The sequence below is a fragment of the Pseudomonas sp. FA-1 genome (assembly GCF_056856075.1).
The window spans coordinates 99,087-112,040 of record NZ_JBWXTH010000003.1 but is presented as its reverse complement, the minus strand read 5'-3'; the positions used below and the strand labels follow the sequence as shown (position 1 = coordinate 112,040).

The following is a 12,954-nucleotide window of genomic DNA, read 5'->3' as shown; positions in this document are numbered from 1 at the left end:
TTCGCAGCCCATCGCCGGCAAGCCGGCTCCCACAGTGATTTCGCAAGTCTTGAGCGCGGCGCAATCTCGGTGGGAGCACGACCGGCAGCCAGTATTCGCTGGTGGAGCGACTCAACCGCTGAGGCATGGACTGACGCAGGGCCGCTTTGCGGCCCATCGCAGGCTCCGCCACCCACATGTACCGCACCCTGTGGGATTGTCCCGCGATCAACGGCGAAGCCCTTATACCAGCCCGCCGATCGGCCGGCCTCACACCAAGCCGTCAATCACCAATCAAGTGCCAACCGGCTCTCGAAATAACGCGCCTGCCCGGTCAAGGGGTCCTCGAACCGCAAGCTCTGCGCCAACAGTTTCAAGGGCCGCTGGTAGTCGTCCTCTTCGTTGGTCAGCTGCGGATAGAACGGGTCGTTGCAGATAGCAGCGCCCAGCGCCGCCATGTGCACCCGCAACTGGTGCGTCTTGCCGGTGACCGGCGACAGGCCATACCGCCATAATTCGCCGTTCTTCTCCAGCACCTCGGCCAGGGTTTCGCTGTTCGCCACGCCTTCCACTTCGTGCATGCGAAAGAAGGGCTCGCCATGCACCAGACGGCTGCGGTGCACCAACGGGAACTCTCGCCCAGGCAGCGCTGCCGCGATCGCCTGGTAGCGTTTGTCGATGCGCCGCTCGGGAAACAGCCGCTGGTAGGCCCCGCGACTTTGCGGGTTCGCCGAGAACAGCACCAGCCCTGCGGTGTGGCGGTCTATTCGATGCAATGGCACCAGGTGTGGGTTGTCCAGACGGCGGATCAGGCGGCGCAGCAAGGTCTGCTCGACATACTCCCCGGTGGGCGTGACGGGGAGGAAATGCGGCTTGTCCGCCACCACCAGGTGTTCATCGACGTGCAGAATCGCCTCTTGCACGGGGATCGGCTTTTCATTGGGCACTTCGCGAAAGTAATGCAGGCGCATGCCCTGGCGGTAGGGCAGGTCCGCCGGGATCGCCCGCCCCTCGGCGTCCAGTACCCGCCCACGGGTAAAACGGTCGAGCCACTGCTCGCGGCCGATACCCTTGAAGTGATCGCTCAGGCAATCGAGCACGGTCGTCCAACGGCCAGGGGGCAGGCATACGGTACTGGCTTGCTGGCGGGCGGGGTCGAAAGGTGCGGTCATGGCAAGGCTCGGGCATTCAAAGGCGGGCATTATCCGTCATGCCCGCTGGCTCAACCAGCCTGGCCGGTCAACTCACTGCGCTCCTTCAACCAGCGCAACACCTGCACGGCCTCCCAACGACCAGGATCGAACAGGGCATAGACCAGCCCTTGGTACCCCACCACATCCAGGGGGCGGTGGTAGCCGGCGCGCTGGAACAGCGCCTCGATTTCGGCAAAGCAGGTGTTGAAATGGACCTTGCCGAAGGGTGTCCGGTCGTCGGTCACCAGGCCTTCGAGTCGCAGCTCCAGCACGGCTTCGCACACGCGCTCCGGCGGCATGCGATTGACGCTGTACTTCAATTGCTCGACATTGAGCATGTGGCATCCCTGATACTGTATTTATATACAGCATACGGACGCAACAGCGCCTGCGTCAATCGCGTCAATGCAACCTCTGGAGGTAACCGCTGCCACGGCGAACGGTCAGCACCTCCCGTCGCGGCGTCTGTACCGCCACGGCAAGATGGACCCAGCTGTCATACTCCAGGATCAATTGGTCGAACATCAGGTCGCTGTCGAGGATGCGCTGAACCACTTCCCGAGGCTCGATTTCCACCACATTGAAATCGGCGGCCAGCCCGGAAAGGTGGGCACTGTTGCGAGCGCCGCCCACCCGCTGATTGACGGCGGGGCTGCGAAACCCACTGCTGATGAGAATAGGGGCATGACACAACTCACGCACCCCCTCCAATGCCTGGCACAGCAGGTCAAGATTGGCCAAGGCCTGCGGGCCCGGTTCGTTGCTCAGGCCTTCACGCGCGGCGACTTGCGAGACGGTCATTTCTGCGAGGGTGAAATGGGGGGTAATGAACATCACGGTACTCCAGGGTTTGGATCGGACCCGAATTTTCGATCCACGCCCTGTTGGATGCAGGATGGAGATGACTCCTGCCCGAGCATTTCTTACCCCAAGAATGCCACCACCTGCTCGGCATCGAACGGCCAACCCAGTTCAGCCCCGGTGTCGCAACGGCGCAACACCGGGATGCTCAACCCATAGCGCTCGAACAAGGCCTCACTGTCGGCGATATCGACCAGTTCAACCAGCAGACCATGCTCGACAAAAGGCATCAGCACGGCCTCGGCGACTTCGCACAAATGACACCCAACGGTGCCGAACAGTTGGCATTCAGGCAACATGGCCAGGCCCCAGGTCTGTGGAGAAGGAGTCTTATTCTAGGTCCATCCCCTGCCACGTGCACCTGTGGTGGGTCAGTCCTGGCTGGTCGCCCCGATACGATGCAGCGACAGGTCAGCGCCCTGGAACTCCTGCTCATGACTCAGGCGCAGCCCATGCACCGCCTTGATCAGGCCATACACGGCAAAACCGCCGGTCAACGCCACCAGCACGCCCGCCAGGCTGCCAAGCACTTGGCTGGCCAAGCTGACACCCCCCATTCCGCCCAGCAGGGTCTGCCCGAACAGGCCGCAGGCAATGCCGCCCCAGACACCACACAACCCGTGCAGTGGCCACACGCCCAGCACATCATCGATCTTCCAGCGGTTCTGCGCAGCGGTGAAGCACCAGACGAACATCGCACCCGCCACCAGGCCGGTTGCCAGGGCGCCGATCGGGTGCATGAGATCGGAGCCGGCACAAATGGCCACCAGCCCGGCCAGCGGCCCGTTGTGCAGGAAACCTGGGTCGTTGCGCCCGGCCAGCAAGGCGGCCAGCGTACCGCCGACCATGGCCATCAACGAGTTGATCGCCACCAGGCCACTGACACCCTGCAAGGTCTGGGCGCTCATGACGTTGAAGCCGAACCAGCCGATGATGAGAATCCACGAACCCAACGCCAGGAATGGAATGCTCGACGGCGCGAACGCCACCAGCCGACCCTCGCGATAACGCCCACGGCGCGCGCCCAGCAGCAATACCGCTGCCAGTGCCAGCCACCCCCCCATGGCATGCACCACCACCGAACCTGCGAAATCATGGAACGGAGCGCCAAAACGGGCCTGCAACCAGGCTTGCACCCCGAAGTTGCCATTCCATACCAAGCCTTCGAAGAAGGGGTAGATCAACGCCACGATCAAGGCCGTGGCGCATAGCTGCGGCACGAAACGGGCGCGCTCGGCAATGCCACCGGAAATGATCGCCGGGATCGCCGCGGCAAAGGTCAGCAGGAAGAAGCACTTGACCAGGGCATAGCCATGGTCGGTGGCGAGTTCGCTGGCCGGCTGGACGAAGTTGACACCATAGGCCACCCAGTAGCCGACGAAGAAGTACACCAGGGCCGAGATAGCGAAATCACTGAGGATCTTCGACAAGGCGTTGACCTGGTTCTTGTGCCGCACGGTACCCACCTCGAGGAAGGCGAAGCCGGCGTGCATGGCCAGCACCAGGATGGCGCCCATGAGGATGAACAAGGTATTGGAGCCATGAACGAGAGAGTCCATCGCGCTGTGCATGTTTTCCATGAGTAGGCAGACCTGAAAAAAGCACCAGGACAGTTCAAGAGCCCGCATCCGTGCACCGATTCGGTGCCAGGCCTCTGCCCTGTTTCGGTGAATGGGGCGGGACCTGCGTGGTTTTTTCTTGGGTTTGTCGTGGATTGGGTTAAGGTTTATCGGTATCGGCCAGCCAGGTGCACGTATTCGGCGCGCAACCTGATGGTCACGCCCCTGCTGATAGCAAGGGCCATACCAGCAACCGCACTGAACCTTCCGCTTCGCCCATCACTCGAAATAGCCACACACATTTCACAGGGAGAGATCGCATGGCCAATAAATCGGCAAAGACTGCTCAAGAGCTATTGATGGCTGACTTCCAGGCCTTGGTGCGCGACACCGAGAAATTGCTCGCCGACACCGCCAACCTTGCAGGCGACCAGGCCGATGCCCTTCGCGAACAGCTGCACGAACGCCTGACCCAGGCCCGCGAGACCCTGCAACTGACCCAGGATTCGGTCCGCGAACGCGGTCAGGCGGCACTTGGCACCGCCGAACAGTACGTCCAGGAAAACCCCTGGCAAGCCATTGGCATTGCCGCCGGCGTCGGCCTGCTCATCGGCCTGCTGGCCAATCGACGTTAAGGAGCGCCCATGGACACCGACGCCCCCGGCGCCAGCGCTTCCGGCAAGCGCCTCGGCGCGGCCCTGCTCGGCCTGTTGCACAGCCATATCGAACTGTTCGGCATCGAACTGCAGGAACAGAAAGCCCGCACCCTCAGCCTCCTGCTGTTCGCAGGCCTCGCCCTGGTATTCGGGCTCCTGTTGCTGACCGCATTGTCCGGCCTGCTCCTGGTGCTGTTGTGGGACAGCTATCGCCTGGCCGGGATCGTCGGGCTGTGCGTGTTCTACGGCATTGCCGCGCTGTATTGCGGGTTGCGTCTGAAGGCGGCCGTGTTCGATGAGTCGTCGCCTTTCAGCGCCACGCTCGAGGAACTTGCCAAGGACAGGGAGCGCCTGTTGCCATGAGCCTGCCCGAACTGCCCAATACCCGGAACCCCAGGGAACTGCGCAAGGCGCTGCTGCGCCTGCGCCTGGAAATGCACCGCCAGGAAATCCGCCACGAATCGGCGCAACTGCTCGAACCCGTCCGCCGCCTGCGTGGCGTAGGCGATTCGCTGCACGACGGCCTGGGCATCAAGCACGCGCCCTTGTGGGGCCTGGGCGCAGTGGTCGCCTTGGGTTTTGTCACAGGCAAAGGTGTGCGCAGCGGCAACCTCAGCCGCCTGTTGCGCCTGAGCACCACCCTGGTCCCCCTGGTACGCCTGTTCCTGCGCAGCGGCCAACGTCCCTGAACCTCGTGCCCGCCGCTTGCGCGGGCGCGCTCGACACGGGAAGCTATGGCGTCCACCTGATGGGAGATAGAGCCTTGGACTGGCATACCCTGCTGACCCGCGAACGCCTGGGCAAAGCCCTGTACAGCCCCGAGGAGCTGGGGCGCAGCCCCTTCCACAAGGACCATGATCGCATCATCTTCTCCGGCGCCTTCCGCCGCCTGGGGCGCAAGACCCAGGTGCACCCGGTCTCCAGCAACGACCATATCCATACCCGTCTGACCCACTCCCTGGAAGTCAGTTGTGTCGGCCGTTCGCTGGGCATGCGCGTGGGCGAGACGCTACGCGACAACCTGCCCGCCTGGTGCGAGCCCAGCGACCTGGGCATGATCATCCAGTCTGCTTGCCTGGCCCATGACATCGGCAATCCACCGTTCGGGCATTCCGGCGAAGACGCCATCCGCCATTGGTTTCAACAGGCCGCCGGGCGCGGCTGGCTGGACGACATGAGCGACGACCAGCGGGCCGACTTCCTCAATTTCGAAGGCAACGCCCAGGGTTTTCGGGTCCTCACCCAACTGGAATACCACCAGTTCGACGGCGGTACCCGATTGACCTACGCCACCCTGGGCACCTATTTGAAATACCCTTGGAGTGCCCGTCACGCCGACGCCCTGGGCTACAAGAAGCACAAGTTCGGCTGCTACCAGAGCGAACTGGCGCTGCTCGAGCAAATTGCTCGCAAGCTTGGCCTGCCACAGCTCGAGCAGCAACGTTGGGCAAGGCATCCATTGGTGTACCTGATGGAAGCGGCCGACGATATCTGCTACGCGTTGATCGACCTTGAAGATGGCCTGGAGATGGAGTTGCTGCAATACGCAGAAGTGGAGGCCTTGTTGCTCGACCTGGTGGGCGACGACCTTCCCGAGACCTATCGTCAGCTGGGGCCGGCGGATTCGAAGCGACGCAAACTGGCGATTCTGCGCGGCAAGGCCATCGAACACCTGACCAACGCCGCCGCCCAGGCCTTCGTCGAGCAGCAGCACGCCTTGCTCGCCGGCCATCTGGCCGGTGACTTGGTCGAGCACATGCATGGCCCGGCCAAGCGCTGCGTCCTGCAAGCCAAGGACATGGCGCGTAAGAAAATCTTCCAGGACAAGCGCAAGACGTTGCATGAAATAGGCGCCTACACCACCCTTGAGATCCTTCTGAACGCGTTTTGCGGCGCTGCGCTGGAACAGCATGGCGGGCGCACGCCTTCGTTCAAGAGCCGACGTGTCCTGGACCTGATCGGCAACCATGCACCTGACCCCCATGGCTCGCTACACAATGCATTCCTGCGCATGATCGATTTCATCGCCGGCATGACCGATAGTTATGCCAGCGAAATGGCCAGTGAAATGACTGGACGCTCCAGCCCGACATAAGGGCAGGAGCTGCCCAGATCCGATGGGCTTTGATGAAGGAAACATCTTAATAACCAACCCTTCAATTAAACATCTCTTTATATTTCCAAATAAAAAGTAACCAAATTCGCCCCTTGCCGCCGCCCCGATACACGGGCGGCGTAGCGCGGATAGTTTTTTACTGTAAGCCTTTTCCCATATCATAATTACAGCCCTTCACCGCATATTCCTCATCTACCAACTGCGCTAAGGTAGATGTTGTTTTCCGACACCTACGCATGGAAGTTGAATATGCACTCTGTATATATCGTCGATGATCACCCCGTTATCCGTCTGGCTGTTCGCATGCTGCTGGAAAATCAGGATTACAAGATTGTCGGCGAGTCGGACAATGGCGTGGACGCCATGCAAATGATCCGCGAAACACGCCCCGACCTGGTAATCCTCGACATTGCCATTCCGAAGCTGGACGGCCTGGAAGTGCTTTCCCGCTTCCAGAGCATGGCACTCCCCTTGAAGGTTCTGGTTCTGACCGCCCAGTCACCTGCGCTATTCGCTGTCCGTTGCATGCAATCCGGCGCCGCAGGGTATGTCGGAAAGCAAGAAGACCTGAGTGAATTGCTAAGTGCAATCAAGGCAGTACTGTCGGGTTATAACTACTTTCCGAGCCAAGCCGTTAATGGCAGCCTCTCCGACGCCAACTCCGAAATACGACTTTTCCGACAGGTCAATGACAGAGAACTGATGGTGTTGCAATTATTCGCGCAAGGCAGAAGCAACAAGGATATCGCCAAGGGCATGTTTCTCAGCAACAAGACCGTCAGCACCTATAAAAAACGGCTCATGCAAAAACTTCAGGTTCAAACATTGGTCGACCTGATCGATGTCGCCAAACGCAACGCCTTGGTTTGAGGTGCGACATGGGGCGGTACCTGGCCATTTATCTTGCCTTGGCGCTGATGTGCAGCTCGGTCCTCGCTGAACCGGCAACACCCAAGGCATTGAACCTGCTTACGCGCTCGAACCTCAAGCCGATGCCGCCCGTGCTGAGCGAAGCACAACGCCAATGGCTTGAAAACAAGCAGGTATTGGTCGTCGGGACATCCTTTCCGGACTATCCGCCGTTCGATATCACCACCGGGGGGCGAGACTACCAGGGGCTCACTGCCGAATATGCAGGATTGGTCGGCAGCGCCTTGGGGCTACAGGTACAGGTGCTGGGTTTCGACAGTCGCCAAGCTGCGATCGACGCACTCACCCGAGGCGAGATCGACCTGCTCGGCAGCGCCAACGGTTACGAGGCCAATGCCGGGCTTGCCCTTTCGCGGCCCTACGCCGTCGACCAACCGGTCCTGGTGACCCGCGAACAGGAAGGTCGTGTACTGGATGACCAGCTCGAAGGCCTACGCCTGAGCATGCTCTACCATTACTTGTCGCCAAAGACCGTATTGCAAACCTACCCAAAGGCCGAACTGCTCGCCTTCCAATCCTCGACCCTGGCGCTCAATGCCGTCGCCTTCGGCCAGGCCGACGTATTCATCGGCGATACCATTTCCACCCATTACCAGCTCAACCGCGGCCACATGCCGCCCCTACGCATGGCCAGTTTCGGCAAGCATGAGGCCGTAGGCTTCAGCTTCGCCCTGCGTCGCCAGGATACCCAACTCAAGGCATTGGTCGACGCAGCCCTCGACACCCAGACCAACGCCATGAAGGCCAGCATCTTCAAACGCTGGGGGGCCGGCAGCGACCTGCTTTTGAGCGACCGCAAGCTGCAGCTTTCGCCAAGCGAGGAACAGTGGCTGCGGGAGCATCCGGTCATGCGCGTGGCCATCAACGAAACGGCCGCCCCCATATCCTATTTCGACAGCAACGGCCATTTTCGAGGCATTGCCGCCGACTTGCTCGAACTCGTCCGCCTGCGCACGGGCCTGCGCTTCGAAATCGAACGGGCCAGCGGCATTCGGGACATGCTGGCCCGGCTCAAGGATGGCCGAGCCGATGTCATCGCGGCCATTTCCAGCGATGAGAAACATGACCTTGCCCTGCATATCAGCCGCCCCTACCTGGAAAGCGCCTATGTATTGGTCACGCGTGCAGGCGGTGATCAGGCGTCATCGCTCGAGCAACTGCAGAACCGCCAGGTCGCGATCATGCGTGACAGCAACATCGCCGAACTGCTCTCGGCACACCATCCGCAGATCGGCAGGATCGAGACGGACAGCCCATTCTTTTCCATGGCCCTGCTCGGCAGCGGCGAGGTGGATGCGGCCATTACCACATTGATCGATGCCAACCACGCACTGGCCGACAACCCGGACCTGGTGATCCGCAGCACGATCGGCAGCGAGCCGGCAACCTTTGCGATGGCCACCAACAGCCAACCCCAGGCGCTCGCCTCGATACTCGACAAGGCCCTGCAGAGCATCTCGCCGGAAGAGCTGGGTGTGATCGACAACCGCTGGCGGGGCTATCGGTTGCATGACGATGCGCCCTGGCGCGAATTTCGGCGCGAAGCCCTGCAGTTCTTGCTGGCCATAGGCTTGCTGTTGCTGCTGGCCTTGCTCTGGAATGCGCACCTGCGTCGACAGATCAAACACCGCCAACGCGTGGAGCGAGCGCTCAACGACCAACTGGAGTTCATGCGCGCCCTGCTCAACGGCACACCCCATCCCATGTATGTACGTGACCGCGAAGGGCGCTTGCAAAGCTGTAACGACAGCTACCTGGAAGCTATCGAAGCACAGGCCGAGGACCTGATCGGCAAGCGCCTGGATGAGAGCCTGGGCAACGAACGTGAATATACCCAGCAGATAGAAACCGACTATCGGCAGGTGATGGCTGCCGGCACGCCCCTGATACTCGATCGTGCCTTGCACATAGGGGGTCGCCACCTGACGCTCTATCACTGGATCCTGCCTTATCGTGATTCTCTGGGCGAAGTCCAGGGCATCATTGGCGGCTGGATCGATATCAGCGAGCGCCGCGAGCTGGTTCAGGAACTGCGCCTGGCCAAGCAGCAAGCCGATGACGCGAACCGTGCCAAAAGCACCTTTCTGGCGACCATCAGCCATGAAATCCGAACGCCCATGAATGCAGTCATCGGCATGCTGGAGCTGGCCGTGCGGCGCGCCGACAAAGGGCAGCTGGACCGACCGGCACTGGAGGTCGCCTATCATTCGGCCAAGGACCTGTTGGGGCTGATTGGAGATATCCTGGATTTCGTTCGTATCGAATCCGGGCATCTCTACCTCGCGCCCGAGCCAGTCGACCCAAGCGCACTGGTGGAATCGGTGGCCCGGATATTCGACGGCCTGGCACGACAGAAGGGCCTCGCCTTGCAAGTGGTGATCGCACCGGATGCCCGCTGTCATGCCCTGCTCGACCCATTACGCTTCAAGCAGGTCGTCTCCAACCTGGTGAGCAATGCCATCAAGTTCACCGAAGATGGCCAGGTGTGCATCGACCTCGCCCTCGACGACAAATCGGGTACACCTGTCCTGGAGCTGCAGGTGCGTGATACCGGCATCGGCATCCATGAAGATGACCTGCAGCGATTGTTCAACCCGTTCGTTCAGGCCAACCCTCACAGCGAAGGCGCCCGGGCGGGTACTGGCCTGGGCCTTGCGATCAGCCAGAGCTTGTGCGAAATGATGGGAGGCGACCTGACGATCAAGAGCCTTCCGGGTGTGGGGACCCAGGTCCGCTTGGTCATGCCGCTGCAATGTGTCGCGCCCCCAATGGAAGCTGCGCCGCTGATACCTGAGGTCGAGGCGCCGGTGGCGCGCCTGAAAGCGCTCGTGATCGACGATCACCCGGCCAACCTGTTGCTGATGGAGCAACAATTGAGTTTCCTGGGGCTACGCCTGAACAGTGCTCGCGATGGCCATGAAGGCTTGGAAAAATGGCGCACGGGCGGTTTCGACCTGGTGATTCTGGACTGCAACATGCCACGCATGAGCGGCTACCAGGTAGCCGAAGCGATCCGAGCGCACGAGCACCAGCTCGGCTGGCCACGTTGCGTGATCCTTGGCTATACCGCCAATGCCCAGCCTGAGGTACGTCAGAAATGCCTGGATGTCGGCATGGACGATTGTCTGCTCAAGCCCATCAGCTTGCACATGTTGAACCAACGCCTCGCTGCCATGGCCCCCACCCGCCCGGGTAAGCAGGCGAACCCGCGCCCCAAACCTTTCGAACCCGCAGGCCTGACCGCCATCGCCGGAGAGAACCCCGCCAACCATGAACGGCTGCTCAAAGCGCTGCAACTAAGCCTGCAACAGGACCTGACTACATTGATGGCCATCGACCCAGACCTTGATCCACAGAAGCTCGCCACCCAGGCGCACCATATCCTTGGCGTAGCGAGGATGCTCGACGCGCGGGCGCTGGTAAAGGCTTGTGAGGCGCTGGAGTGCCAGCCATTGGCTTTGCCGCAACGCAAGCTGCGAAGGCAGGCCTTGGCACGGCACATGCGCCGTGTCGAGAACGCCCTGGCCAGGCATCTGCAGGATCTGGCCAGGGCTCGCTGAAGCGGCGCGCCGAACGGCGGCCGCACAGGTGGATCAGGAAGCCGGGGTAATGATCGGCTTGTCCGGATACCAGGCGTCCAGCAGCGGGCTGAGTTCGATCTTGGTCAGTTCGCTACGACCCTTGAGCCAGGCTTCGACAATAGCGCGCTGCTCTTCGCTGACCGAGCCACGCTTGGCCAGGCAGACCAGGCCGAAATCATCGCCGCCAACATAATCCAGGCCGTTGGCATCCATGGCTTCGGCGAGGAAGGCATCGAGGAAGGCGTCGATGGCTTCGTCGGACAGGTCTTCCTTGAATTCCAGGTTCAGTTCGAAACCCAGCTCCTGGAATTCGTCCACGCAGAGCTTCTTGCGCAGGCGACGGGAACGGTTGGTGGCCATGAAACAATCCTCTTGAGTATTAACGCGCGGCACTTTACCAGTTTCCGCGCCAGAGCGGCGCTTTTCCGTCGAACATGACCCATGGTCGGTGCGCTTGGGGCATAATGCGCACAGTATTTTGTCGTGGGGCCATCATCTATACAGCCCCGTTGTCATTTTCCCTCGTCCGCAGGGTTGAAATCGCACATGATCAAAACGCTTCGCCCCCTGATTCTCGCCGGCCTGTTCCTGCCGTTCGCCATGACCAGCCAGGCCGCCACGGTCAATACCACCCTCTCGCCCAAGGTGCAGCAGGCGCTGAAGGCCAACAAGCTGCAGGATTCGGCGCTGTCCCTGGTAATGCTGCCTCTGGACGGCCCAGGCACGCCGACCGTGTTCAACGCTGATGTCTCGGTCAATCCTGCCTCGACCATGAAACTGGTCACCACCTACGCGGCGCTGGAGCTGCTCGGCCCGACCTTCCAGTGGAAAACCGAGTTCTACACCGACGGCACCCTGGGCAACGGTGTACTCAACGGCAACCTGTATCTCAAAGGTGGCGGCGACCCGAAGCTGAACATGGAGAAACTCTGGTTGCTGATGCGCGACCTGCGTGCCAACGGCGTGCGTACCATTACCGGCGACTTGGTGCTGGACCGCAGCCATTTCGTCCAGCCCAACCTGCCACAGTTCAATGACGACGGCGGCGACATGAACAAGCCGTTCCTGGTACGCCCTGATTCGCTGTTGGTCAACCTCAAGGCCCTGCGCTTCGTGGCCCGTAACGACGGCGGCAAAGTGACGGTGGCCGTCGAGCCGCCATTGGCCAACATCCGTATCGACAACCAGGTCAAGGCCGTGGCGTCCAAGCGTTGCACGGGTGATGTGCGCTACAACCCGGTGCCCCAGGCCGACGGTGTCAGTGTGGTGGTCAGTGGCCAGCTTGGTGATGGCTGCAACTCCCAGACCTACCTGTCGCTGCTCGACCATCCGACCTACGCCGCTGGCGCCGTACGTGCGATCTGGAACGAGCTGGGCGGCAGCATCCAGGGCCGCGACCGGATCGAGAACGTGCCCAAGAGCGCACGCCTGCTGGCCCGAGCGTTCTCGCCGGACCTGGTGGAAGTGATCCGCGATATCAACAAGTACAGCAACAACACCATGGCCCAGCAGCTGTTCCTGAGCCTGGGGGCACAGTTCCGCACCGATGCCGACGGGGATGACGCACGTGCCGCCCAGCGTGTGGTGCGCCAGTGGCTGGCGAAGAAAGGCATCACCGCCCCGCACCTGGTCATGGAGAACGGCTCCGGGCTATCCCGTGCCGAACGGGTCAGCACCCGTGAAATGGCGGCGCTGTTGCAGGCGGCCTGGAAGAGCCCTTATGCAGCAGAATTCATAAGCTCCATGCCCCTGGTGGGCATGGACGGGACCATGCGCAAACGGCTCAAGCGCACCGCGCTCAGTGGCGAGGGCCATATCAAGACCGGGACGCTCAATACGGTCCGGGCAATCGCCGGCTTCAGCCGGGACAGCAATGGGCATACCTGGGCCGTGGCGGCGATCTTGAACGACCCCAAGCCTTGGGGAGCGTCCCAGGTTCTGGACCAAGTGTTGCTGGACCTTTATCGCCAGCCCAAGGTGGGTGCCGGGACCGTGGGCGTCGTGCCCTGATGGCCCGGAGCCTGGCCTTCAGCGCCTGGGTCTGAATGATCGATGGCGATAGGGGCATGCTACCTGGCT

13 protein-coding genes are annotated in these 12,954 nt (G+C 61.4%); 7 read left to right on the top strand and 6 right to left on the bottom strand.

The features are described 5' to 3' along the window. Positions 1-266: 266 nt before the first annotated feature. The 5 genes from AC1MHZ_RS07415 to AC1MHZ_RS07395 form a co-directional block, all read right to left on the bottom strand. On the bottom strand, positions 267-1,151 hold the full coding sequence (locus tag AC1MHZ_RS07415) for a pseudouridine synthase (protein ID WP_084855134.1): 885 nt from the start codon (positions 1,149-1,151) through the stop codon (positions 267-269). A gap of 50 nt (positions 1,152-1,201) precedes the next feature. Continuing rightward, complete coding sequence (locus AC1MHZ_RS07410) at positions 1,202-1,510, bottom strand: transcriptional regulator (RefSeq protein ID WP_084855133.1); 309 nt, start codon at positions 1,508-1,510, stop codon at positions 1,202-1,204. A 64-nt stretch (positions 1,511-1,574) separates the two neighbouring features. Next, complete coding sequence (locus tag AC1MHZ_RS07405) at positions 1,575-2,006, bottom strand: D-Ala-D-Ala carboxypeptidase family metallohydrolase (RefSeq protein ID WP_482966184.1); 432 nt, start codon at positions 2,004-2,006, stop codon at positions 1,575-1,577. 89 nt (positions 2,007-2,095) lie between these two features. Beyond that, the gene (locus AC1MHZ_RS07400) at positions 2,096-2,332 is read right to left on the bottom strand and encodes a glutaredoxin family protein (RefSeq protein ID WP_084855131.1); all 237 of its coding nucleotides are present in this window, start codon (positions 2,330-2,332) and stop codon (positions 2,096-2,098) included. Between the two features lie 72 nt (positions 2,333-2,404). Beyond that, entirely contained in the window at positions 2,405-3,613 is a 1,209-nt protein-coding gene (locus tag AC1MHZ_RS07395) for an ammonium transporter (protein WP_482966183.1), read from the bottom strand. 299 nt (positions 3,614-3,912) lie between these two features. On the opposite strand from AC1MHZ_RS07395, the gene AC1MHZ_RS07390 reads away from it, so the two are divergent. The 6 genes from AC1MHZ_RS07390 (at position 3,913) to AC1MHZ_RS07365 (ending at position 10,854) form a co-directional block, all read left to right on the top strand. Continuing rightward, positions 3,913-4,227: an ElaB/YgaM/YqjD family protein gene (locus AC1MHZ_RS07390; RefSeq protein ID WP_084855129.1), complete on the top strand. Its 315-nt coding sequence runs from the start codon at positions 3,913-3,915 to the stop codon at positions 4,225-4,227. A gap of 9 nt (positions 4,228-4,236) precedes the next feature. Beyond that, positions 4,237-4,611 carry a phage holin family protein gene (locus tag AC1MHZ_RS07385; RefSeq protein WP_084855128.1) on the top strand — a complete coding sequence of 125 codons (375 nt, stop codon included), beginning with the start codon at positions 4,237-4,239 and terminating at the stop codon, positions 4,609-4,611. Continuing rightward, positions 4,608-4,937 carry a hypothetical protein gene (locus AC1MHZ_RS07380; RefSeq protein WP_482966182.1) on the top strand — a complete coding sequence of 110 codons (330 nt, stop codon included), beginning with the start codon at positions 4,608-4,610 and terminating at the stop codon, positions 4,935-4,937. Before AC1MHZ_RS07385 ends, AC1MHZ_RS07380 begins: the two co-directional genes overlap by 4 nt. Before the next feature lie 74 nt (positions 4,938-5,011). After that, on the top strand, positions 5,012-6,343 hold the full coding sequence (locus AC1MHZ_RS07375) for a deoxyguanosinetriphosphate triphosphohydrolase (protein ID WP_084855126.1): 1,332 nt from the start codon (positions 5,012-5,014) through the stop codon (positions 6,341-6,343). Between the two features lie 270 nt (positions 6,344-6,613). After that, on the top strand, positions 6,614-7,234 hold the full coding sequence (locus AC1MHZ_RS07370) for a response regulator transcription factor (RefSeq protein ID WP_084855125.1): 621 nt from the start codon (positions 6,614-6,616) through the stop codon (positions 7,232-7,234). Positions 7,235-7,242: 8 nt separating this feature from the next. Further along, on the top strand, positions 7,243-10,854 hold the full coding sequence (locus tag AC1MHZ_RS07365) for a transporter substrate-binding domain-containing protein (RefSeq protein ID WP_482966181.1): 3,612 nt from the start codon (positions 7,243-7,245) through the stop codon (positions 10,852-10,854). A 33-nt stretch (positions 10,855-10,887) separates the two neighbouring features. Here AC1MHZ_RS07365 and AC1MHZ_RS07360 read toward each other — a convergent pair whose 3' ends face one another. Further along, entirely contained in the window at positions 10,888-11,235 is a 348-nt protein-coding gene (locus tag AC1MHZ_RS07360; RefSeq protein ID WP_482966180.1) for a YggL family protein, read from the bottom strand. Positions 11,236-11,421: 186 nt separating this feature from the next. On the opposite strand from AC1MHZ_RS07360, the gene dacB reads away from it, so the two are divergent. Then, positions 11,422-12,885, top strand: a complete 1,464-nt coding sequence (dacB, locus tag AC1MHZ_RS07355; protein ID WP_482966179.1) for a D-alanyl-D-alanine carboxypeptidase/D-alanyl-D-alanine endopeptidase — start codon at positions 11,422-11,424, stop codon at positions 12,883-12,885. The last annotated feature ends 69 nt before the right edge of the window (positions 12,886-12,954 follow it).